The organism is Nocardia thraciensis (assembly GCF_054782435.1).
In genome coordinates, this window is the sequence record NZ_BAAGSM010000002.1 from 67,298 (window position 1) to 83,252 (window position 15,955).

Genomic DNA, 15,955 nt, shown 5'->3' on the forward strand with positions numbered 1-15,955 from the left:
ACCCGGATCCCTGGATTTGTGGGGGGCGCGGGGTCGGTGGGGACAGCTACTCTGGTTGGCGTGCGAATTCAGCGGCAGGTGGTCGACTATGCGCTCCGGCGCAGGTCGCTGCTGGCCGACGTCTATGCGGGCCGAGTGGACGTCGCCGAGGTGTGCGATGCGAACCCGTACCTGCTGCGGGCGGCGAAGTTCCACGGGCGGGGGAGCGAGGTCACATGCCCCATCTGCAGGAAAGAGCAGCTGACTCTCGTATCGTGGGTCTACGGGGAGGGGCTGGGGTCCGTCGCGGGCTCGGCCCGGACACCCGAGGAGCTGGCCCGGCTGGCCGAGACTCGCGAGGAGTTCACGGTGCACGTCGTCGAGGTGTGCCGGAGCTGCAGCTGGAACCATCTGGTGCAGTCCTACGTGCTCGGTCACGCACCGACGCCCACGCGTCGCCGCACAGGGACCCGCCGGACCGCCGCAGAGTGATGGGCACACCAGACTGAAATGCGGAGCACAGGCGTGCCCGCCGCGGTCGAGAACGTCAGGAATCGGAGGCAGTGTGCGTAACCTCGTAGGCTCGCGCACCGATCGCCAAACGAACGACGTAACGACCGCAACGAGCTACCCGGACCGTTTCGAGTTATGGAGATCCACGCTGTGACTTCGCCCTACGACGATGGACCGAACGGCGGGCGCGCCCCGCGCGGCGCGCAACCGCGGCCCGGCGGCTACCCGCCGCCGCGCCCGGACGGCCCACCGCCCGGGCGGCCGCTACCGCCGGTTCGTCCAGGGCAGGGCCCCGGCACGGGAGGACCCAGAGGCGGTCAGCCGCCGCGCCGCCCGGGTCCGCCCCCGCAGGGCGACCAGCGGGCCCCGCGCGGACCGGGTGGCCCCGGAGGCCAGCCGCCGCGCCGACCCGGCCCGCCCCCACAGCGTCCCGGTCCCGGACCCCGCGATGCGGAACAGACCCGCCGCGCCGAACGGCCCGACCAGAGCACCAAGAAGATCTCGGCGAACTCCCTGAGCGAGGCGGTCGCGCAGCGCGGCCAGCGAGGCGGGGCGGCCACCCGGCCGCGTCCGGCGCGCGACGGCAACCGCCCCCCGTCCGGCCCGATCACCGGCGGCCACCGCGCCGCGGGGGGCGGCGCTCCGCCGTCCGGGCCGCCCCCGCGGCGGGGCGGCGGCGGTTCCGGCGGCTCCGGCGGGAGCCGCCGCCCGCAGGCGAAGAAGAAGTCGCCGTGGCGCATCGTGCGCCGGGTGCTGTACGTAATGGTGGCCTTGGCCATCGTGGTGCCCAGCGCCGTATTCCTCGTCGCCTACACCACGGCCAAGGTTCCCCAGCCGGGCGATCTCAAAACCAATCAGGTCGCCACCATCTTCGCCGCCGACGGCACCTCGGAGATCAGCAAGATCGTGCCGCCGGAGGGCAACCGCACCGACGTCGCCATCGACCAGATCCCGCCGCACGTGCGCAATGCCGTGCTGGCGGCGGAGGACCGGGACTTCTACACCAACCCGGGCTTCTCGATCTCCGGTTTCGCCCGCGCCGCGCGCGATAACGCACTGGGCAAGGACAGCGCCGGCGGTGGTTCGACGATCACCCAGCAGTACGTCAAGAACTCCCTGGTCGGCAATCAGCGCTCGGTCACCCGCAAGATGCGCGAGCTGGTGATCTCGGCGAAGATGGCCCGCCAGTGGAGCAAGGACGACATCCTCGCCGCCTACCTGAACACCATCCCGTTCGGCCGCGGCACCTTCGGGATCGACGCGGCGGCCCACGCCTACTTCGACAAGCCCGTGCAGGCACTGTCCGTCGAGGAGGGCGCGGTGCTGGCCGCGACCATCCAGCAGCCCTACGGCCTGGATCCGGACGTCAATCCCAAGGGCGCCGAGTCGCGGTGGAACTACGTCCTCGACGGCATGGTCTCCGGCGGCACCCTGCAGGCGGCCGACCGGCAGAAGATGACCTACCCGCACGTGCGCTCGCAGAGCGAGGCCAGCGAGGACCCGGCGGGTTCCGGCCCGGAGGGGCTGATCAAGCGGCAGGTGATGCGCGAACTGTCCGACGCGGGCATCAGCGATACCCAGCTGAACACCGAGGGCCTGCAGATCACCACGACGATCGATTCGAAGATGCAGCAGGCGGCAGTCAACGCCGCGCAGAAGAACCTGGAGGGCGAGCCGGAGCAGCTGCGCACCGCGGTGGTGTCGGTCGACCCGAAGACCGGTGCGGTGAAGGCCTACTACGGCGGGCAGGACGGCCAGGGCTACGACTTCGCCAACGCGGGCCTGATGCCGGGCTCGTCGTTCAAGGCGTTCGGCCTGGCGGCGAACCTGGAACAGGGCAAGCCGCTGTCGACGATGTACGACAGCGGGCCGCTCACGGTGAACGGCATCAAGATCACCAACGTCGAGGGCGAATCCTGCGGCACCTGCACCATCGCCGAGGCGCTGAAGCGGTCGCTGAACACCAGCTTCTATCGCATGCAGCTGGATATGAAGAACGGGTCGCAGAAGATCGCCGATATGGCGCACAAGCTCGGCATCCCGGACACCATCCCGGGCGTTGGCAAGACGCTGGTCGATCCGGACGGCGGTCCGCCGAACAACGGCATCGTGCTGGGCCAGTACCAGGCCCGGCCGCTCGATATGGCCTCGGCCTACGCCACCTTGGCGGCCTCGGGCATGTACCACAAGCCGCACTTCGTCTCGAAGGTCGTGACCGCCGACGGCGAGGTGCTGCTGGACCGGGGCGATGTCGCCGGTGAGCAGCGGGTCCCCGCCCCGATCGCCGACAACGTGACCTCGGCGATGCAGCCCATCGCGGGCTGGTCGCGCCACCACGATCTGGCGGGCGGCCGCGCCTCGGCGGCCAAGACCGGTACCGCCCAGCTCGGCGAGACGGGCGAGAACCGCGACGCCTGGATGGTCGGCTACACGCCGTCGCTGTCGACGGCCGTATGGATCGGCACCGAACAGGGCGAGAAGCTGCGCAACTCGAGCGGTGCGATGATCTACGGCTCGGGCCTGCCGTCGGACATCTGGAAGGACACCATGGACGGGGCCCTGAAGGGCACCCCCAACGAGAACTTCCCGAAGCCCGCCCCGATCGCGGGCCAGGCGGGCGTGCCGTCGTGGACCGCGGCCTACACCGCGCCGTCCACCACGCAGGAGTTCGTCCCGCCGGTGGTGGTGCAGCCGTCGCAGGTGGAGATCCTGCCGGGTGTGACGATTCCGGTGCCGGGCCTGGTGCCCAACCCGCAGTCACAGCAGCGGCAGCAGCCGCAGGGCCAGCAGGGGCAGCAGCAGGACTCGGGTCAGGGCCCGCTGCCCGGTCAGCCGGTCGCCCCGACCGGGGAACCCGGTACCGGCGACGGTAATTCGCCGGGGACAGGGAACGGTGCGTCGCCGCGGCAACGGTAGCCTCGGGTGCCGTGATCGAGCAGCAACTGGTGAACCGACCCGCCGCCGGGAGCGCGGGCGCCGACGACACGCGCGGCTACACCTCCCCGGCGGCGCCGGCACCGGATCTGCGGTCGGCCGACTGGCGTGACAAACCCAGCCGCACCGATTCGCTGACCGCGCAGCTGTCCACCGTCATCGGCGGCCCGGTCGGCGACCATGCGCTGATCGGCCGCACCCGGTTCTGGACACCACTGCGGGTGATGTTGGCGATCGCCGTCGTCTTCCTGGCGCTGAGCTGGGGCGGTAAGGCAGGCTGCATTCAGCAGACCTCGGACGGCGCGGGCGGCCTCACCCTGGACTGGAACAACGGCCGCCAATACGTGGCGATGTGCTACTCCGACACCGTTCCGCTCTACGGCGCCGAGCATCTCGACGAGGGCGCGTTCCCGTACAAGAAGCAGTGGACCGAATTCGGCGCCGACGGCAAGCCGCAGGCCCGGTACATGGAGTATCCGGTGCTGGCCGGGCTCTATCAGTACGGGGCCATGCAGGTCGCCAACGCCTGGGAGCGGCTGCGGCTGCCCGGCGCGCTGCCCGTGGTGGTGTATTTCAACGTCGCCGTCGTGGGTCTGGCGATCGCCTGGCTGGTGACGCTGTGGGCCTCGGCCCGGCTGTCCGGGCGGCGGGTGTGGGACGCCGCGCTGGTGGCGGCGTCGCCGCTGGTGCTGGTACACGCGTTCACCAATTTCGACGCGCTGGCCACGGCGTGCGCCGCCACCGGCCTGCTGGCGTGGTCGCGGCGGCGGCCGGTGCTGGCCGGTGTGCTGCTCGGCTTGGGCGGCGCGGTGAAGCTGTATCCGCTGCTGCTGCTGGGGCCGATCCTGGTGCTCTGCCTGCGTGCCGACAATCGGCACCGGCTGACCGGGCTGCGGGAGCGCCTGCGCGACCGCGGCGGGGTCGCGCACGGGCTGCGCGAGTATCTCGCCGACGCGCGGCTGAGCCCGCTGCGCTCGGCCGGTGTCGCGACCCTCGCGGCGGCGGTCGCCTGGCTGCTGGTGAATCTGCCGATCGCGCTGCCGTTCGCCGCGGGCTGGCGAGAGTTCTTCCGGCTCAACACCGAACGCCACGCCGACCCGGATTCGCTGTACAACGTGGTCACCTCCTTCACGGGGTGGGAGGGCTTCGACGGGCCGCTGACAGCGGAACAGCCGCCGAGCGTGCTGAATCTGGTGTCGCTGCTGCTGTTCGCCTGCGCCTGCGCCGCGATCGCCTACATCGGACTCACCGCGGCGCGGCGGCCCCGGCTGGCGCAGCTGATGTTCCTGGTGGTCGCCGCGTTCCTGCTGACCAACAAGGTGTGGAGCCCGCAGTACTCGCTGTGGCTGGTGCCGCTGGCGGTGCTGGCGCTGCCGCATCGGCGAATCCTGTTGACCTGGATGACGATCGACGCGCTGGTGTGGTTCCCGCGCATGTACTACTACCTCGGCACCGACAAGAAGGGTGTGCCAGAACAGTGGTTCACCGGCGCCGTGGTGCTGCGCGACCTGGCGGTGATCGGCTTGTGCGCAATGATCATTCGGCAGATCTACCGACCGGCGGAGGACCTGGTGCGCGGCGACGGCATGGACGATCCGGTCGGCGGCGTGCTGGACCGGGCGGCCGACCCGCTGTTGCCGTGGTTGCCGACGATGCTGCGGCCGCGGCCCACAGGGGAGCCGACATCTCGGGCCCCCGCCCCGGCGAACCACTGATCCGAGCCGCTCGGCGAACTCGGCGTCGCCCGAGTCAGTTTCGGCCCGTTCCTGCAGCGCGCGTTGAACACGGAGGTAAATCGGCTGCTGCGGCGTTGGCGCTGAGCAATTCCGCGGTCCCTGTATCTTGCGCGCTCAGGACACCGGAACGGCCTGCGCGGCAAAGCCGTTCCAGGCCGGATAGTCGGTGTAGCCCTCAGCTGTGCGGCCGTACAGCACATTCTCCCGCATCGGAGCGAGCGGCAGATCGTGCGTAATCCGGTGCACCAGATCGGGATTCGAGATGAACGCGCGACCGAAGGAGACCAGGTCCGCGTGCCCCGCCCGCAGTGCCTGCTCGGCCGCCGCGGCCGAGGTGGGCGCGCGGTTCTCGCCGACATTGGCGATCAGGGTGCCGTCCCAGCGCGGACGCAGATCGGCCGGGGCCGGGTAGTCGTCGTTGTCGATGAGGTGCAGGTAGGCCAGGTCGCGGCCGTTCAGCTCGTCGACCAGTGCGCGGTACAGGGGCGCCGGATCGTCCTCGCGCATACCGAATTGCGGGTTTCCCGGCGACAGGCGGATCGCGGTGCGATGCGGGCCCGCTTGCGCCGCAACGGCATCGGTGACCTCCAGCGCGAACCGCATGCGGTTGACGATCGATCCGCCGTAGTCGTCGTCGCGGAAATTGGTGTTGTCGGCGAGGAACTGGTGCACCAGATAGCTGTTGGCGGCATGGATCTCGACGCCGTCGAAGCCTGCGTCCAGCGCAAGGCGTGCGGCCGCGGCGTAGTGTTCGACGGCTTCGGCGATCTCGGCCGTGGTCATCTCCCGCGGCGTGAGCGATTCGGCCTTTCCGCCGTCGATCAGGTGCAGCACATCGCCGTCGGATACCGCGGACGGACCGGCGGGCACCGAGCCGTCGATGCGGGCCAGCGGATGGCCCTTGCGCCCGCCGTGCATGAGCTGGGCGAAGATCCGGCCGTCCGCGGCGTGCACCGATTCGGTCACCCGCCGCCACGCGGCCACATGTTCGCGGGTCTGCAGCCCCGGCACCCAGGCCTCGCTCTGCCCGCTGGAGTGCGGCCAAATCCCTTCGGTGACAATCAGACCCGCCGCTGCTCGCTGCGTGTAGTAGTCCACGACATCGGCGGTGGGCGAGCCGTCGGCGTGCGAGCGCAGGCGGGTCATCGGTGACATCACCACCCGGTTGGGAACCGAGAGGTGGCGGGCGCGGTATTCGGTCAGCAACTTCATGGGCGTAAGGTAAAACCTGACATCAATGTGAGGTGCAAGGAGCGGGCTCGTGCGAATCGGTGAACTGGCCAAACGCACCGGAGTGAGCGTCCGGTCGCTGCGCTACTACGAGAGCCAGGGTCTGCTCGCCGCCACCCGCACGCCGGGCGGGCAGCGCGAGTACCCGGAGGCCGCGGTGGAGCGTGTGATCCGCATCCAGGAGATGTTCGCCGCGGGCCTGCCCAGCCGCATCCTCGCCGGACTGCTGCCGTGCATCAACGACTCCGACGGCAGCCCGAGCGCCAAGGCTACCCCCTGGCTCACCGAGACCCTCACCGCCGAACGCGCCCGCATCGACGCCTGCATCAAGGACCTGCACCGCACCCGCGAGGTGCTCGACGACGTCATCCGCGCGGCGGAGAGCGAGCCGAGCCAGAGCTGATCACCGGGCAACGATCGGTTCCGCGCGTCGATACTCGTCGGCGGCGGCGTTCGCCCCGCGCTACCCACGGCCCGCGTGCGGCGGGAGGCCAGCACCATGCCGACGACGCCTACCGCGAGACCGGCAATTGTCAACGGGCGCAACGGCTGACCGATCACCAGCCAGGCCATGACAGCGGTGAAGGCGGGCGTGACGAAGAACAATAACCCGTCAAGCTGGTTACTATGGCGAGGTGTTCACATTCGTCAGCGGAAATCTGGCGCTGGACTTCGCCGGGACGGTCCACTCACGCAACACCAACCGTCGGGAACGACTGGTCGTACCGACGGATCTGGCGCGCTGGCTCGTCGACGCCGAGTTGCTCGACGCCGCACCCGACTGCGACGAGTCCGCGCTGCGCCGCGCCGTCGACCTGCGCGAGTCCGCCTACCGACTGGCGATGGCCGCGATCCTCGACGAACCGTTCGACGAGGCCGACCGCGCCCTGGTCAACGAGGTCGCGCGCGGCGAGGCGCCGCGCATCGTCCTGGAACCGGATGCGACGGTGCGCCGCTCCGGCGCCGTCGACGCCGCCCTGGCGGCCATCGCCCGCTCGGCGGTCGAACTGCTCGGCGGATCCGATCGCGGGCGCGTCAAACAGTGCGGCCGCGACGGCTGCACCCGACTCTATGTCGACACGTCCCGCGCGGGCACCCGCCGCTGGTGCGATATGACCCGCTGCGGCAACCGCGCCAAGAGCGCCGCCTTCCGCGCCCGGCACGGCACGGCGTAGTCACCGGCGCACCGCGGACCGCGCTTTCCGCGGAAGGGCGGAAATCCCTGCGACACATGCCTTCAGCGGTGCACCGGAACCAGCTCACCGCGCGGGTAGCTGGGCACCGGCGCGGGGTCGGGCTTGCGTCCGCGCAGGTCCGCCCGCAGGAAGGCGAAGAAGAAGAACACGAGCAGCAGGGCGCGCCCCCAGACACCGAACTGCACGATGTGCTGCTGGATGTCGGCCGACTCCCCCGCGCCCAGCGCGTAGAAGTAGCGGAAGACCCCGATTCCGATCGCGGCGTCGGCCACCAGGTACCCGGCGATCGCCGACCATGGCACCTCCAGCAGCACCAGGAACGGGATCAGCCACAGCGTGTACTGCGGCGAATGCACCTTGTGGAACAGCAGGAATCCACACAGCATCGCACCGCTCACACCCACCCACGGGAATGCCTCGCCCGCCTGCCACCGCCGCCACCCCAGCAGCATCGCCACCAGGAACGACACCAGCACCAGCACGGGCGACGCCGCCGAGACCACGTCCTGGAACGACTGCTCGCTGCCGGACGCCTCCCCGAACATCGGCCGCAGCCCCCAGTACCAGATGGAATTCGTGGTGATGTCGGCCTGGCGCAACTGCTGGAAGGTGATCGAGGCGCGCCATCCCTCGTATCCGGCGAGGGCGAACGGCAGATTGATCGCCACCACGGTCGCCACCGCCGCGCCCAGCACCGCCAGCGCGCCAAGCACGTCATAGCCACTGCCGCGGCGCGGCACGTCGTTCGGGTCGCGGCGTACGCTGCCGCCTCCGGTCAGCACGTACAGCAGCAGCGGGAGCACGAAGATCCCCGGATACAGCTTCAGGCAGAAGCCGATCCCCAGCAGCACCGCTGCCGCGATCCCCCTGGCCCGCAACGAATATCGAGTCAGTGCGGTGACCACATACACCGCCGCCACCGCTGTCCACACCACGGGCAGCTCCCAGTTGTGGAAGGCGTAGAGCAGCAGTGGAGGACCCACCGCCCACAGCAGCGCCGCCGGGCCGGACAGCCGGCCCAGTATCCACGCGGTCAGCAGCGCGAACGGCGCCAGCAGCAGCGCCGAGTGCAGCAGGAATACGGCGTCGTCCTCGGCCCCCGCCGCGCCGAGCCACATCAGCAGCCCGCTGAGCACCGGATACTCCACCGCACCGCCGGTCAGCGTGCCGTCGGTCGTGATGCCGCCGCTGATGTACGGGAAGACGTGCTCGTTGATGCTGCGCCCGACCCACAGGAACTGAATGTCGGAGTAACAGACCTGGGAATCCTTGATGCTGTCGAACATCTCGCTGCGGCCGTCGGCGGTGAAGGGCCCGCCGGCGCAGCGCGCCTTGTTGAGGTAGGCGAGCACCAGCATGACGGCACAGGACAGCATCGCGGTGACGGCGGCGACCGGGCCCGCCGCGCGCGCACCCAGCACGGCGCCCGCGGCAAGTCGGTTCGACATGGCACCACGATATGTGCTGCACCCCGCAGTCGTCGCGCCCTCCCTGGATCGGTCCCGATTTCGCCGCGGAAGCCCAGCTCATGTAGCCTTACCGGGTTGCTGACGCAACGACCCTCCTGCCCACGGACCGTCCGTGGGCCGTTCTCAGTCCACAGGAGGTGATGGGTTCCCGTGCGTCAATACGAAGTGATGGTCATTCTCGATCCGAACCTGGATGAGCGTACCGTCGGTCCGAACCTGGACAAGATGCTCAGCGTGGTCTCCCAGCAGGGTGGCAAGATCGACAAGGTCGATCTGTGGGGTCGCCGCCGCCTGGCCTACGAGATCGCCAAGCAGAGCGAAGGCATTTACGCGGTCGTCGATCTGACCGCCGAGCCCGACACCGTGAGCGAGCTCGACCGTCAGCTGGGGCTGAACGAGTCGGTGCTGCGCACCAAGGTGCTGCGCAACGACAAGAAGTAATCCCCTCTCGGAGAGCGAACCGCACTCGTAGTCGTCGGTGCCTGTCTCTAGGCTCTAGCGCAACAGGCGAGTGCGCATCGGACTGCACCGGAGAGCAGGAGGAATCATGGCAGGCGACACGGTCATCACCGTCATCGGAAACTTGACGGCGGACCCGGAACTTCGATTCACGCCGGCGGGCGCCGCGGTGGCCAATTTCACCGTGGCATCGACACCCCGCACGTTCGACCGTAATACCAACGAATGGAAAGACGGTGAGGCGCTTTTCCTGCGCTGCAACATCTGGCGTGAAGCTGCGGAGAATGTCGCCGAGAGCCTGACCCGAGGCGCTCGCGTGATCGTGAGCGGACGGCTGAAGCAGCGCTCCTTCGAAACCCGCGAGGGTGAGAAGCGCACGGTCGTCGAGCTCGAGGTCGACGAGATCGGTCCCTCCCTGCGCTACGCCACCGCGAAGGTCAACAAGACCTCGCGCGGCGGCGGGGGCGGCGGCTTCGGTGGCGGTACCGGCTCCGGTGGTGGTGGGGGCTTCGGCGGCTCCGGTGGTGGTAACCGCGGCGGACAGCAGAGTTCCGGCGGCGACGACCCCTGGGGCAGCGCCCCCGCAGCCGGCTCCCTCGGGGGCGGCGCAATGGACGACGAACCGCCGTTCTAGGACGGCTTCATAAGGGGCCCAACGGCTCCCAGGCATAACGGAGAAGAACCAATGGCCAAAGCACCGGCGCGCGAAAAGGTGCTGAAGAAGAAGGCTTGTGCCTTCTGCAAGGAGAGCAAGGCTGCCGCCAAGGACGGCAAGAAGGCGGCCGCCATCGACTACAAGGACACGACACTGCTGCGGAAGTACGTGAGCGACCGCGGCAAGATCCGTGCCCGTCGCGTCACCGGCAACTGCGTGCAGCATCAGCGTGACGTCGCCGTCGCGGTGAAGACCAGCCGCGAGGTGGCGCTGCTGCCGTACGTGTCCACGGCTCGCTGAGAGGGAGGCACACGACGATGAAGCTGATTCTGACTGCTGATGTGGACAATCTCGGTGCGCCCGGCGACACCGTGGAGGTCAAGGACGGCTACGGCCGCAACTTCCTGCTGCCGCGCGGCCTGGCCATTCCGGCCACCCGGGGCGCGCAGAAGCAGGTCGAGGGCATCCGCCGGTCGCAGGACGCCCGGCGCGTGCGCGACCTCGACCACGCCAACGAGCTGAAGCAGGCCATCGAGGGCCTGGAGGGTGTGTCGCTGTCGGTGAAGACCGCCGGTACCGGCAAGCTGTTCGGCTCGGTCACCTCGGCCGATGTCGCGGGCGCCCTCAAGGCCGCCGGCGGCCCGGTCATCGACAAGCGCAGCATCGAGCTGCCGAAGGCGCACATCAAGAGCACCGGCAAGCACGGTGTCGTGGTGCATCTGCACCCGGATGTGGCCGCCAAGTTCGACCTGCAGGTCGTCGCCGCCGAGTGATGCCGCGCTGACGTTCGCCATGGACCACCTCCGTGCCTATCGGCGCGGAGGTGGTCTTCGGCTGCTCGCATCCGAGCGATATGTTGGTTAGCCGATCGTTAGCTGTCGTCAGAGGTGGCCGGGGAGGATACTGTCGGCGAATGATCTCGGCGCACTTCTTCCCAGTTCGGGATGGTTTGGGGAGAACTCGGCAAACCGACCATTCGCATTGTGATCCACGCCATAACCTGACAGAGCACTGTTAACCCAACACGCCCGGCCGTTCATCTTGGCCGACACGCCGATGCAGTGCCAATCCACAGCGGCAGCACTGTGGAAAACCATGCCTAGCAGGGAATTGTCGCCTGATCAGGCACCTTTTCCCCAGGTAATACACAGGGCCTGCACAACAGCGGGTGAACTGTCCCCAACTTATCCACAGCGACGTGCACAGTCCGGTTTGATAGTCCCCAGCCCGGTCCCTTAGGTTCATCCCGGTGTCGTGACCCGACGCCCCGAGCACCACGATTTCGCGAGTCTTGCAGAACGCATCATCGGTTTGCTGAGTCGGCTCCTCCGAGCGCGGCAAACCGGACCCGGCGCTGTGAGATTGATCGAACGTGTCGGTACCGGGGCGTAAACAGGTCCTCGATACTCTCGGACCCCGGGCGTGATGAGAGAGGACGGTCGAGTCGGGTGGCAGTCGTCGATGATCGCGGGCACTCGGAGTACTCCGATTCGCCGGGGGAGGATTTCGGTCGGCAGCCACCGCACGACATGGCGGCCGAGCAATCGGTACTGGGCGGCATGCTGCTCAGCAAGGACGCCATCGCCGACGTCGTCGAGGTGGTCCGGCCCGGCGACTTCTACCGCCCCGCCCACCAGGCCGTCTACGACGCCATCCTCGACCTGTACGGCCGCGGCGAGCCCGCCGACCCGGTCACCGTCGCCGCCTCCCTCGATCGCCGCGGCGAGCTCAAGCGCATCGGCGGCCCCCCTTACCTGGTCACCCTGACCCAGACCGTCCCCACCGCGGCCAATGCCTCCTACTACGCCGAAATCGTTGCGGAGAAGGCGATTCTGCGCCGACTGGTGGAGGCCGGTACCCGCATCGTGCAGTACGGCTACGCCGGCTCCGACGGCCAGGACGTGGCCGAGGTCGTCGACCGCGCGCAGGCGGAGATCTACGAGGTCACCGAGCGCCGCTCCAGCGAGGACTACATGCCCCTGGAGGAACTGCTGCAGCCCACGATGGACGAGATCGACTCCATCGCCAGCCGCGGCGGCATGTCCCTCGGCGTCCCCACCGGTTTCACCGAACTCGACGAGGTGACCAACGGCCTCCACCCCGGCCAGATGATCATCGTCGCGGCCCGCCCGGGTGTCGGTAAGGCTCTCGCCCTCGACACACCGCTTCCGACACCGACTGGCTGGACCACCATGGGAGAGGTCGCGGTCGGCGACGAACTGCTCGATGCCCAGGGCCGCCCCACTCGTGTCGTGGCCGCCACCGACGTCATGACCGACCGCCCGTGCTACGAGGTCGAATTCTCCGACGGCACAGTGATCGTCGCGGACGAGCAGCACCAGTGGCTGACCGAGACCCGCCATCGAAATCAGAAGACATTCGCGCAGGTTCGAACCACGGCCGAGATCGCCGACACGCTGCGTTGCCACACTGCCGATCGCCGGATCAACCATTCGGTCGTCAATACCCAGCCGCTCCAGTTGCCCGAGCAGGATCTGCTGATTCCGCCTTACACCTTGGGAGCATGGCTGGGCGAGGGGACCTCCGCGGTGGCACAGCTGACCACCGCGGACCCCGAAATCGTCACTCGCGTCGAAGGAGAGGGCATCGTTGCGGCCCGCTCCTGTGTGGTCTGCGGAACCGAATTCATCCCGTTCACCAGCGAAGTCCAGACCTGCGGACGGTCATGCGGTGGCAAGGTCCGCTTCGTTTCGGCGCCGGTGCAACGCACGATATGCCGTAATTGCGGGGGGCTATCGATCGGCCTGCAACCGTGCGAAGAATGCCGAAACTCGATCGGAACCGTACAGGCTCGTCTGCGGACGCTCGGAGTTCTGGGCAACAAGCACATACCGGTGCATTACCTGCGGGCGTCGGAGCGGCAGCGGCGCGCGCTGCTGGCAGGGCTGCTCGATACGGACGGAACGGTAACGCACGGGGGCGCCGCGCAATTCACTGTCACCGGCAGGCGTCTGGCACGCGACGCAGCGGAGTTGATCGTGGGACTCGGCTACCGGTGCCAGATCTCGACCAAAACGGTTGGGGGACGCACAGAACTCTCGTCCACGGCCTACACGCTCACGTTCTCGACAGATGATCGAGTCTTCGGTCTGTATCGAAAGCATCTGCTGCACAAGCAACGTCGCGCCAGCAGCAGTACGCCCCGTGCCGGTTCGCGGTACATCGTCGACGTCCGCCGGGTAACCGCCGTGCCTGTGCGCTGCGTCGAGGTGGACAACGCCGATCACCTGTATCTCGCCGGGCGGTCCATGATCCCCACCCACAACTCCACTCTCGGAATGGATTTCATGCGGAGTGCTTCGGTGAAGCATGGGTTGTCGAGTGTGATCTTCTCTCTGGAAATGAGTCGGACCGAGATCGTGATGCGCCTGCTGTCGGCGGAGGCGAAGATCAAGCTCGGCGACATGCGGTCCGGGCGGATGAGTGATGACGACTGGACTCGATTGGCGCGCAGGATGAGTGAGATCAGCGAGGCGCCGCTGTTCGTGGACGATTCGCCGAATATGACGATGATGGAGATCCGGGCCAAGGCGCGGCGACTCAAGCAGCGGCACGACCTGAGACTGGTCGTGGTCGACTACCTCCAGCTGATGACGTCGGGTAAGAAGGTCGAATCCCGTCAGCAGGAAGTCTCGGAATTCTCCCGAAGCCTCAAGCTGCTCGCCAAGGAACTCGAGGTCCCCGTCGTCGCGATCAGTCAGCTGAACCGTGGCCCGGAACAGCGAACCGACAAGCGCCCCATGGTCTCCGACCTGCGCGAATCGGGTTCGCTGGAACAAGATGCCGATATGGTTATCCTGCTCCACCGCCCCGATGCGTTCGAACGAGACGACCCGCGCGGTGGTGAGGCGGACCTGATCCTCGGCAAGCACCGAAACGGGCCGACAGCCACCATCACCGTCGCTCATCAGCTGCACCTCAGCCGCTTCGTGGATATGGCTCGCGGATAGTCGTCGACCACCGCGGGCTGGGGTAGGCCGCGGAGTGGCTCCACCCGGACCTGGCTGAACCGGCGCCGTCAGGAAGGATCGGCGCCCGGCTCGGCCTGCAGGTGTCGTCCCGCGCGCGCGAGGACGTCGATCTGGGCAGGGTTGTAGAGGTCGACCAATGCCTCGGCGATCGTCTGTTGGGCGAAGCGGGGGCCGCGCGGGGCGTCCGAGTGCACCGCGTCCAGTCCCGGATGGTCGGCGAAGAGTTTGCGGACGAAGGGGCCCAGCCGGTCCGCCACCGCGATGCGGGTGGGTTCGTCGGCGTCGGCGGGCAGATCGTTGAACTCGGAGACGGCCGGGTCGGCGAGGTCGTCCTTCAGCATGTCGGCATAGGTCCGCAGGCCCTCGGGCCCCAGCACTCGCGTCATGACGAGGATGAAGGCGCGGTCGGCGTCGGTCATCAGCTCGGCATTGCCTGTGGTCGGGGCGAATTCGGGCGGGAGGTCGGCCGGGGCGGCCCGATGCAGGATGACGCCGAGCTCCACCCGCGCCCGCTGCAGCCGTTCGATGGTGGCGGCGAGTTCGGCGTCGAGCGCGCGCAGGGCCTGCTCCGGGTGATCGCCGCTATCGCCCATGGCGGCGATCTGGGACAGGGAGAACCCGAGTTCGGTCAGCCGCTTGATCCGCACGAGGCGCACCAGATGCGTCACCCCGTACTGCTTGTAGCCGTTGGACCGCCGTTCGGGCTCCGCGAGCAGGCCGATCTCGTGGTAGTGCCGCACCGTCCGCAGGCTCGTGCCTGCGAGCTCGGCCAGCTCGCGGGTGCTCCACGCCATCTGCCGTCACCTCGACTCGTTCCTCCGCCGCCGCGACCGCGCCGACGCTACCAGTCGAAACCATGCCGTAGCGGCACAGTCAAGTGCACGGGCGAGCCTCAGTCGAGCAGGGCGTCCGCCTCGACCTCGACGAGCACGTCGGGCTCGAACAGGTAGTCGACGCCGATCGCCGACAGGGGCGGCAGCGGCCGCGGCAGCCCGAGTTCGTCGCTGACCTGCTCGATTCCCGCGATGAAGTCCGGGTACATGTCCGGAGTCCAGCGGGTGACGTAGAACCGGAGCCGGACGACATCGGCGAAACTCGCCCCGGCCCCGGCCAGGCCGCGCGCGGTATTGCGCAGCGCGTGCGCAACCTGGCCGGTGAGGTCACCCGTCGCGACCGGGTTCCCCTCGGCATCGCGCGCGATCTGTCCGGCCACGCGCACGTGGCGGGTGCCCGTGCCGACCGAAACATGGTGGTACGGAACGGGTTCGAACATGCCCGGGGGAGTCAGCAGCTGCACGGTCATGGGTAGTCCCTCGCTGTCGGAGTAGGTATCTGATGTCTACCTGGTGCCCGAAGGGAACTTCAACGAGATCGGGCGGCTCCGGTCGTCACGCAGAAGCCGCTCACGGCGGCGCTGCGGCGCCTGGAACGAAACGGGATGATCGAGCGCGTCGTCACGAGCACGCGGCCCGTCGCCGTCGAGTATCGCGTCTCGCAGCTCGGAAAGACGCTGCAGGACCTCATCGACGCGCTGCTGCACTGGACCACCGTGACGCTGCCCGAGGTCGAGCGCGCGCGTGCGCGCTTCGACCACGAGGCGTAGCGAATCACCCGGGCAGGTCGGCGACCGACGGGGATTCGTTGCGGGACAGCGTGATACCGAGATTCGCCGCGGTGCGGTCGATCTCGTCGTCGCCGTGCCGCAGTTCGATCGCGGTCCCGGCGGAGAGCACCTCGACGTTGAGGCACAGCGACTGGAGTTCCTTGAGCAATACCTTGAACGATTCCGGGA

15 protein-coding genes and 2 pseudogenes are annotated in these 15,955 nt (G+C 68.4%); 12 read left to right on the forward strand and 5 right to left on the reverse strand.

Features of this window, described 5'->3' with window-relative positions; genetic code table 11:
* Positions 1-60: 60 nt before the first annotated feature.
* The 4 genes and pseudogenes from ACYVLQ_RS00620 to ACYVLQ_RS00635 all read left to right on the forward strand — a co-directional run.
* Positions 61-471, forward strand: a complete 411-nt coding sequence (locus ACYVLQ_RS00620) for a DUF5318 domain-containing protein (protein ID WP_460695356.1) — start codon at positions 61-63, stop codon at positions 469-471.
* Between the two features lie 627 nt (positions 472-1,098).
* Positions 1,099-3,408, forward strand: a complete 2,310-nt coding sequence (locus ACYVLQ_RS00625) for a transglycosylase domain-containing protein (protein ID WP_460695369.1) — start codon at positions 1,099-1,101, stop codon at positions 3,406-3,408.
* A 14-nt stretch (positions 3,409-3,422) separates the two neighbouring features.
* The gene (locus tag ACYVLQ_RS00630; RefSeq protein WP_460695370.1) at positions 3,423-5,141 is read left to right on the forward strand and encodes a glycosyltransferase family 87 protein; all 1,719 of its coding nucleotides are present in this window, start codon (positions 3,423-3,425) and stop codon (positions 5,139-5,141) included.
* 12 nt (positions 5,142-5,153) lie between these two features.
* Positions 5,154-5,246, forward strand: a pseudogene (locus ACYVLQ_RS00635) (isocitrate lyase/phosphoenolpyruvate mutase family protein); the annotation flags it as partial.
* 30 nt (positions 5,247-5,276) lie between these two features.
* Here ACYVLQ_RS00635 and ACYVLQ_RS00640 read toward each other — a convergent pair.
* The gene (locus ACYVLQ_RS00640; RefSeq protein ID WP_460695357.1) at positions 5,277-6,374 is read right to left on the reverse strand and encodes an alkene reductase; all 1,098 of its coding nucleotides are present in this window, start codon (positions 6,372-6,374) and stop codon (positions 5,277-5,279) included.
* 49 nt (positions 6,375-6,423) lie between these two features.
* On the opposite strand from ACYVLQ_RS00640, the gene ACYVLQ_RS00645 reads away from it, so the two are divergent.
* Together ACYVLQ_RS00645 and ACYVLQ_RS00650 are read left to right on the forward strand one after the other, a co-directional pair.
* Positions 6,424-6,795: a MerR family transcriptional regulator gene (locus tag ACYVLQ_RS00645; RefSeq protein WP_460695358.1), complete on the forward strand. Its 372-nt coding sequence runs from the start codon at positions 6,424-6,426 to the stop codon at positions 6,793-6,795.
* A 232-nt stretch (positions 6,796-7,027) separates the two neighbouring features.
* Positions 7,028-7,567 (forward strand): CGNR zinc finger domain-containing protein, encoded by a 540-nt coding sequence (locus ACYVLQ_RS00650; protein WP_460695359.1) that lies wholly within the window; start codon positions 7,028-7,030, stop codon positions 7,565-7,567.
* A 62-nt stretch (positions 7,568-7,629) separates the two neighbouring features.
* On the opposite strand, the gene ACYVLQ_RS00655 is transcribed toward ACYVLQ_RS00650, so the two are convergent.
* Positions 7,630-9,036, reverse strand: a complete 1,407-nt coding sequence (locus tag ACYVLQ_RS00655) for a hypothetical protein (protein ID WP_460695360.1) — start codon at positions 9,034-9,036, stop codon at positions 7,630-7,632.
* Between the two features lie 171 nt (positions 9,037-9,207).
* Here ACYVLQ_RS00655 and rpsF point away from each other — a divergent pair, with 171 nt between their 5' ends.
* The 5 genes from rpsF to dnaB all read left to right on the forward strand — a co-directional run bounded on the left by rpsF (position 9,208) and on the right by dnaB (position 14,142).
* Entirely contained in the window at positions 9,208-9,498 is a 291-nt protein-coding gene (gene rpsF, locus ACYVLQ_RS00660; protein WP_068032986.1) for a 30S ribosomal protein S6, read from the forward strand.
* 106 nt (positions 9,499-9,604) lie between these two features.
* Entirely contained in the window at positions 9,605-10,150 is a 546-nt protein-coding gene (locus ACYVLQ_RS00665) for a single-stranded DNA-binding protein (RefSeq protein WP_460695361.1), read from the forward strand.
* Between the two features lie 51 nt (positions 10,151-10,201).
* The gene (rpsR, locus tag ACYVLQ_RS00670; protein WP_460695362.1) at positions 10,202-10,471 is read left to right on the forward strand and encodes a 30S ribosomal protein S18; all 270 of its coding nucleotides are present in this window, start codon (positions 10,202-10,204) and stop codon (positions 10,469-10,471) included.
* A 17-nt stretch (positions 10,472-10,488) separates the two neighbouring features.
* Positions 10,489-10,944, forward strand: a complete 456-nt coding sequence (rplI, locus tag ACYVLQ_RS00675; RefSeq protein ID WP_460695363.1) for a 50S ribosomal protein L9 — start codon at positions 10,489-10,491, stop codon at positions 10,942-10,944.
* A 675-nt stretch (positions 10,945-11,619) separates the two neighbouring features.
* The gene (dnaB, locus tag ACYVLQ_RS00680) at positions 11,620-14,142 is read left to right on the forward strand and encodes a replicative DNA helicase (protein WP_460695364.1); all 2,523 of its coding nucleotides are present in this window, start codon (positions 11,620-11,622) and stop codon (positions 14,140-14,142) included.
* 68 nt (positions 14,143-14,210) lie between these two features.
* Here dnaB and ACYVLQ_RS00685 read toward each other — a convergent pair whose 3' ends face one another.
* Together ACYVLQ_RS00685 and ACYVLQ_RS00690 are read right to left on the reverse strand one after the other, a co-directional pair.
* The gene (locus tag ACYVLQ_RS00685; protein WP_460695365.1) at positions 14,211-14,957 is read right to left on the reverse strand and encodes a helix-turn-helix domain-containing protein; all 747 of its coding nucleotides are present in this window, start codon (positions 14,955-14,957) and stop codon (positions 14,211-14,213) included.
* A 98-nt stretch (positions 14,958-15,055) separates the two neighbouring features.
* Positions 15,056-15,466, reverse strand: coding sequence for a Rid family hydrolase (locus ACYVLQ_RS00690; RefSeq protein WP_460695366.1), 411 nt, complete (start codon positions 15,464-15,466; stop codon positions 15,056-15,058).
* Between the two features lie 54 nt (positions 15,467-15,520).
* Between ACYVLQ_RS00690 and ACYVLQ_RS00695 the strand changes: the two are divergent.
* Positions 15,521-15,766 (forward strand): annotated as a pseudogene (locus tag ACYVLQ_RS00695) (winged helix-turn-helix transcriptional regulator); the annotation flags it as partial.
* 4 nt (positions 15,767-15,770) lie between these two features.
* On the opposite strand, the gene ACYVLQ_RS00700 reads toward ACYVLQ_RS00695, so the two are convergent.
* A partial coding sequence (locus tag ACYVLQ_RS00700; RefSeq protein ID WP_460695367.1) for a hypothetical protein occupies positions 15,771-15,955 on the reverse strand: 185 nt, incomplete at its 5' end.

Bases quoted from the DNA above. Each gene is read 5' to 3' on its own strand.
- ACYVLQ_RS00640 (WP_460695357.1), bottom strand. From the start codon at position 6,374: ATGAAGTTGCTGACCGAATACCGCGCCCGCCACCTCTCGGTTCCCAAC.
- ACYVLQ_RS00655 (WP_460695360.1), bottom strand. From the start codon at position 9,036: ATGTCGAACCGACTTGCCGCGGGCGCCGTGCTGGGTGCGCGCGCGGCG.
- ACYVLQ_RS00665 (WP_460695361.1), top strand. From the start codon at position 9,605: ATGGCAGGCGACACGGTCATCACCGTCATCGGAAACTTGACGGCGGAC.
- rpsR (WP_460695362.1), top strand. From the start codon at position 10,202: ATGGCCAAAGCACCGGCGCGCGAAAAGGTGCTGAAGAAGAAGGCTTGT.
- rplI (WP_460695363.1), top strand. From the start codon at position 10,489: ATGAAGCTGATTCTGACTGCTGATGTGGACAATCTCGGTGCGCCCGGC.
- ACYVLQ_RS00685 (WP_460695365.1), bottom strand. From the start codon at position 14,957: ATGGCGTGGAGCACCCGCGAGCTGGCCGAGCTCGCAGGCACGAGCCTG.
- ACYVLQ_RS00690 (WP_460695366.1), bottom strand. From the start codon at position 15,466: ATGACCGTGCAGCTGCTGACTCCCCCGGGCATGTTCGAACCCGTTCCG.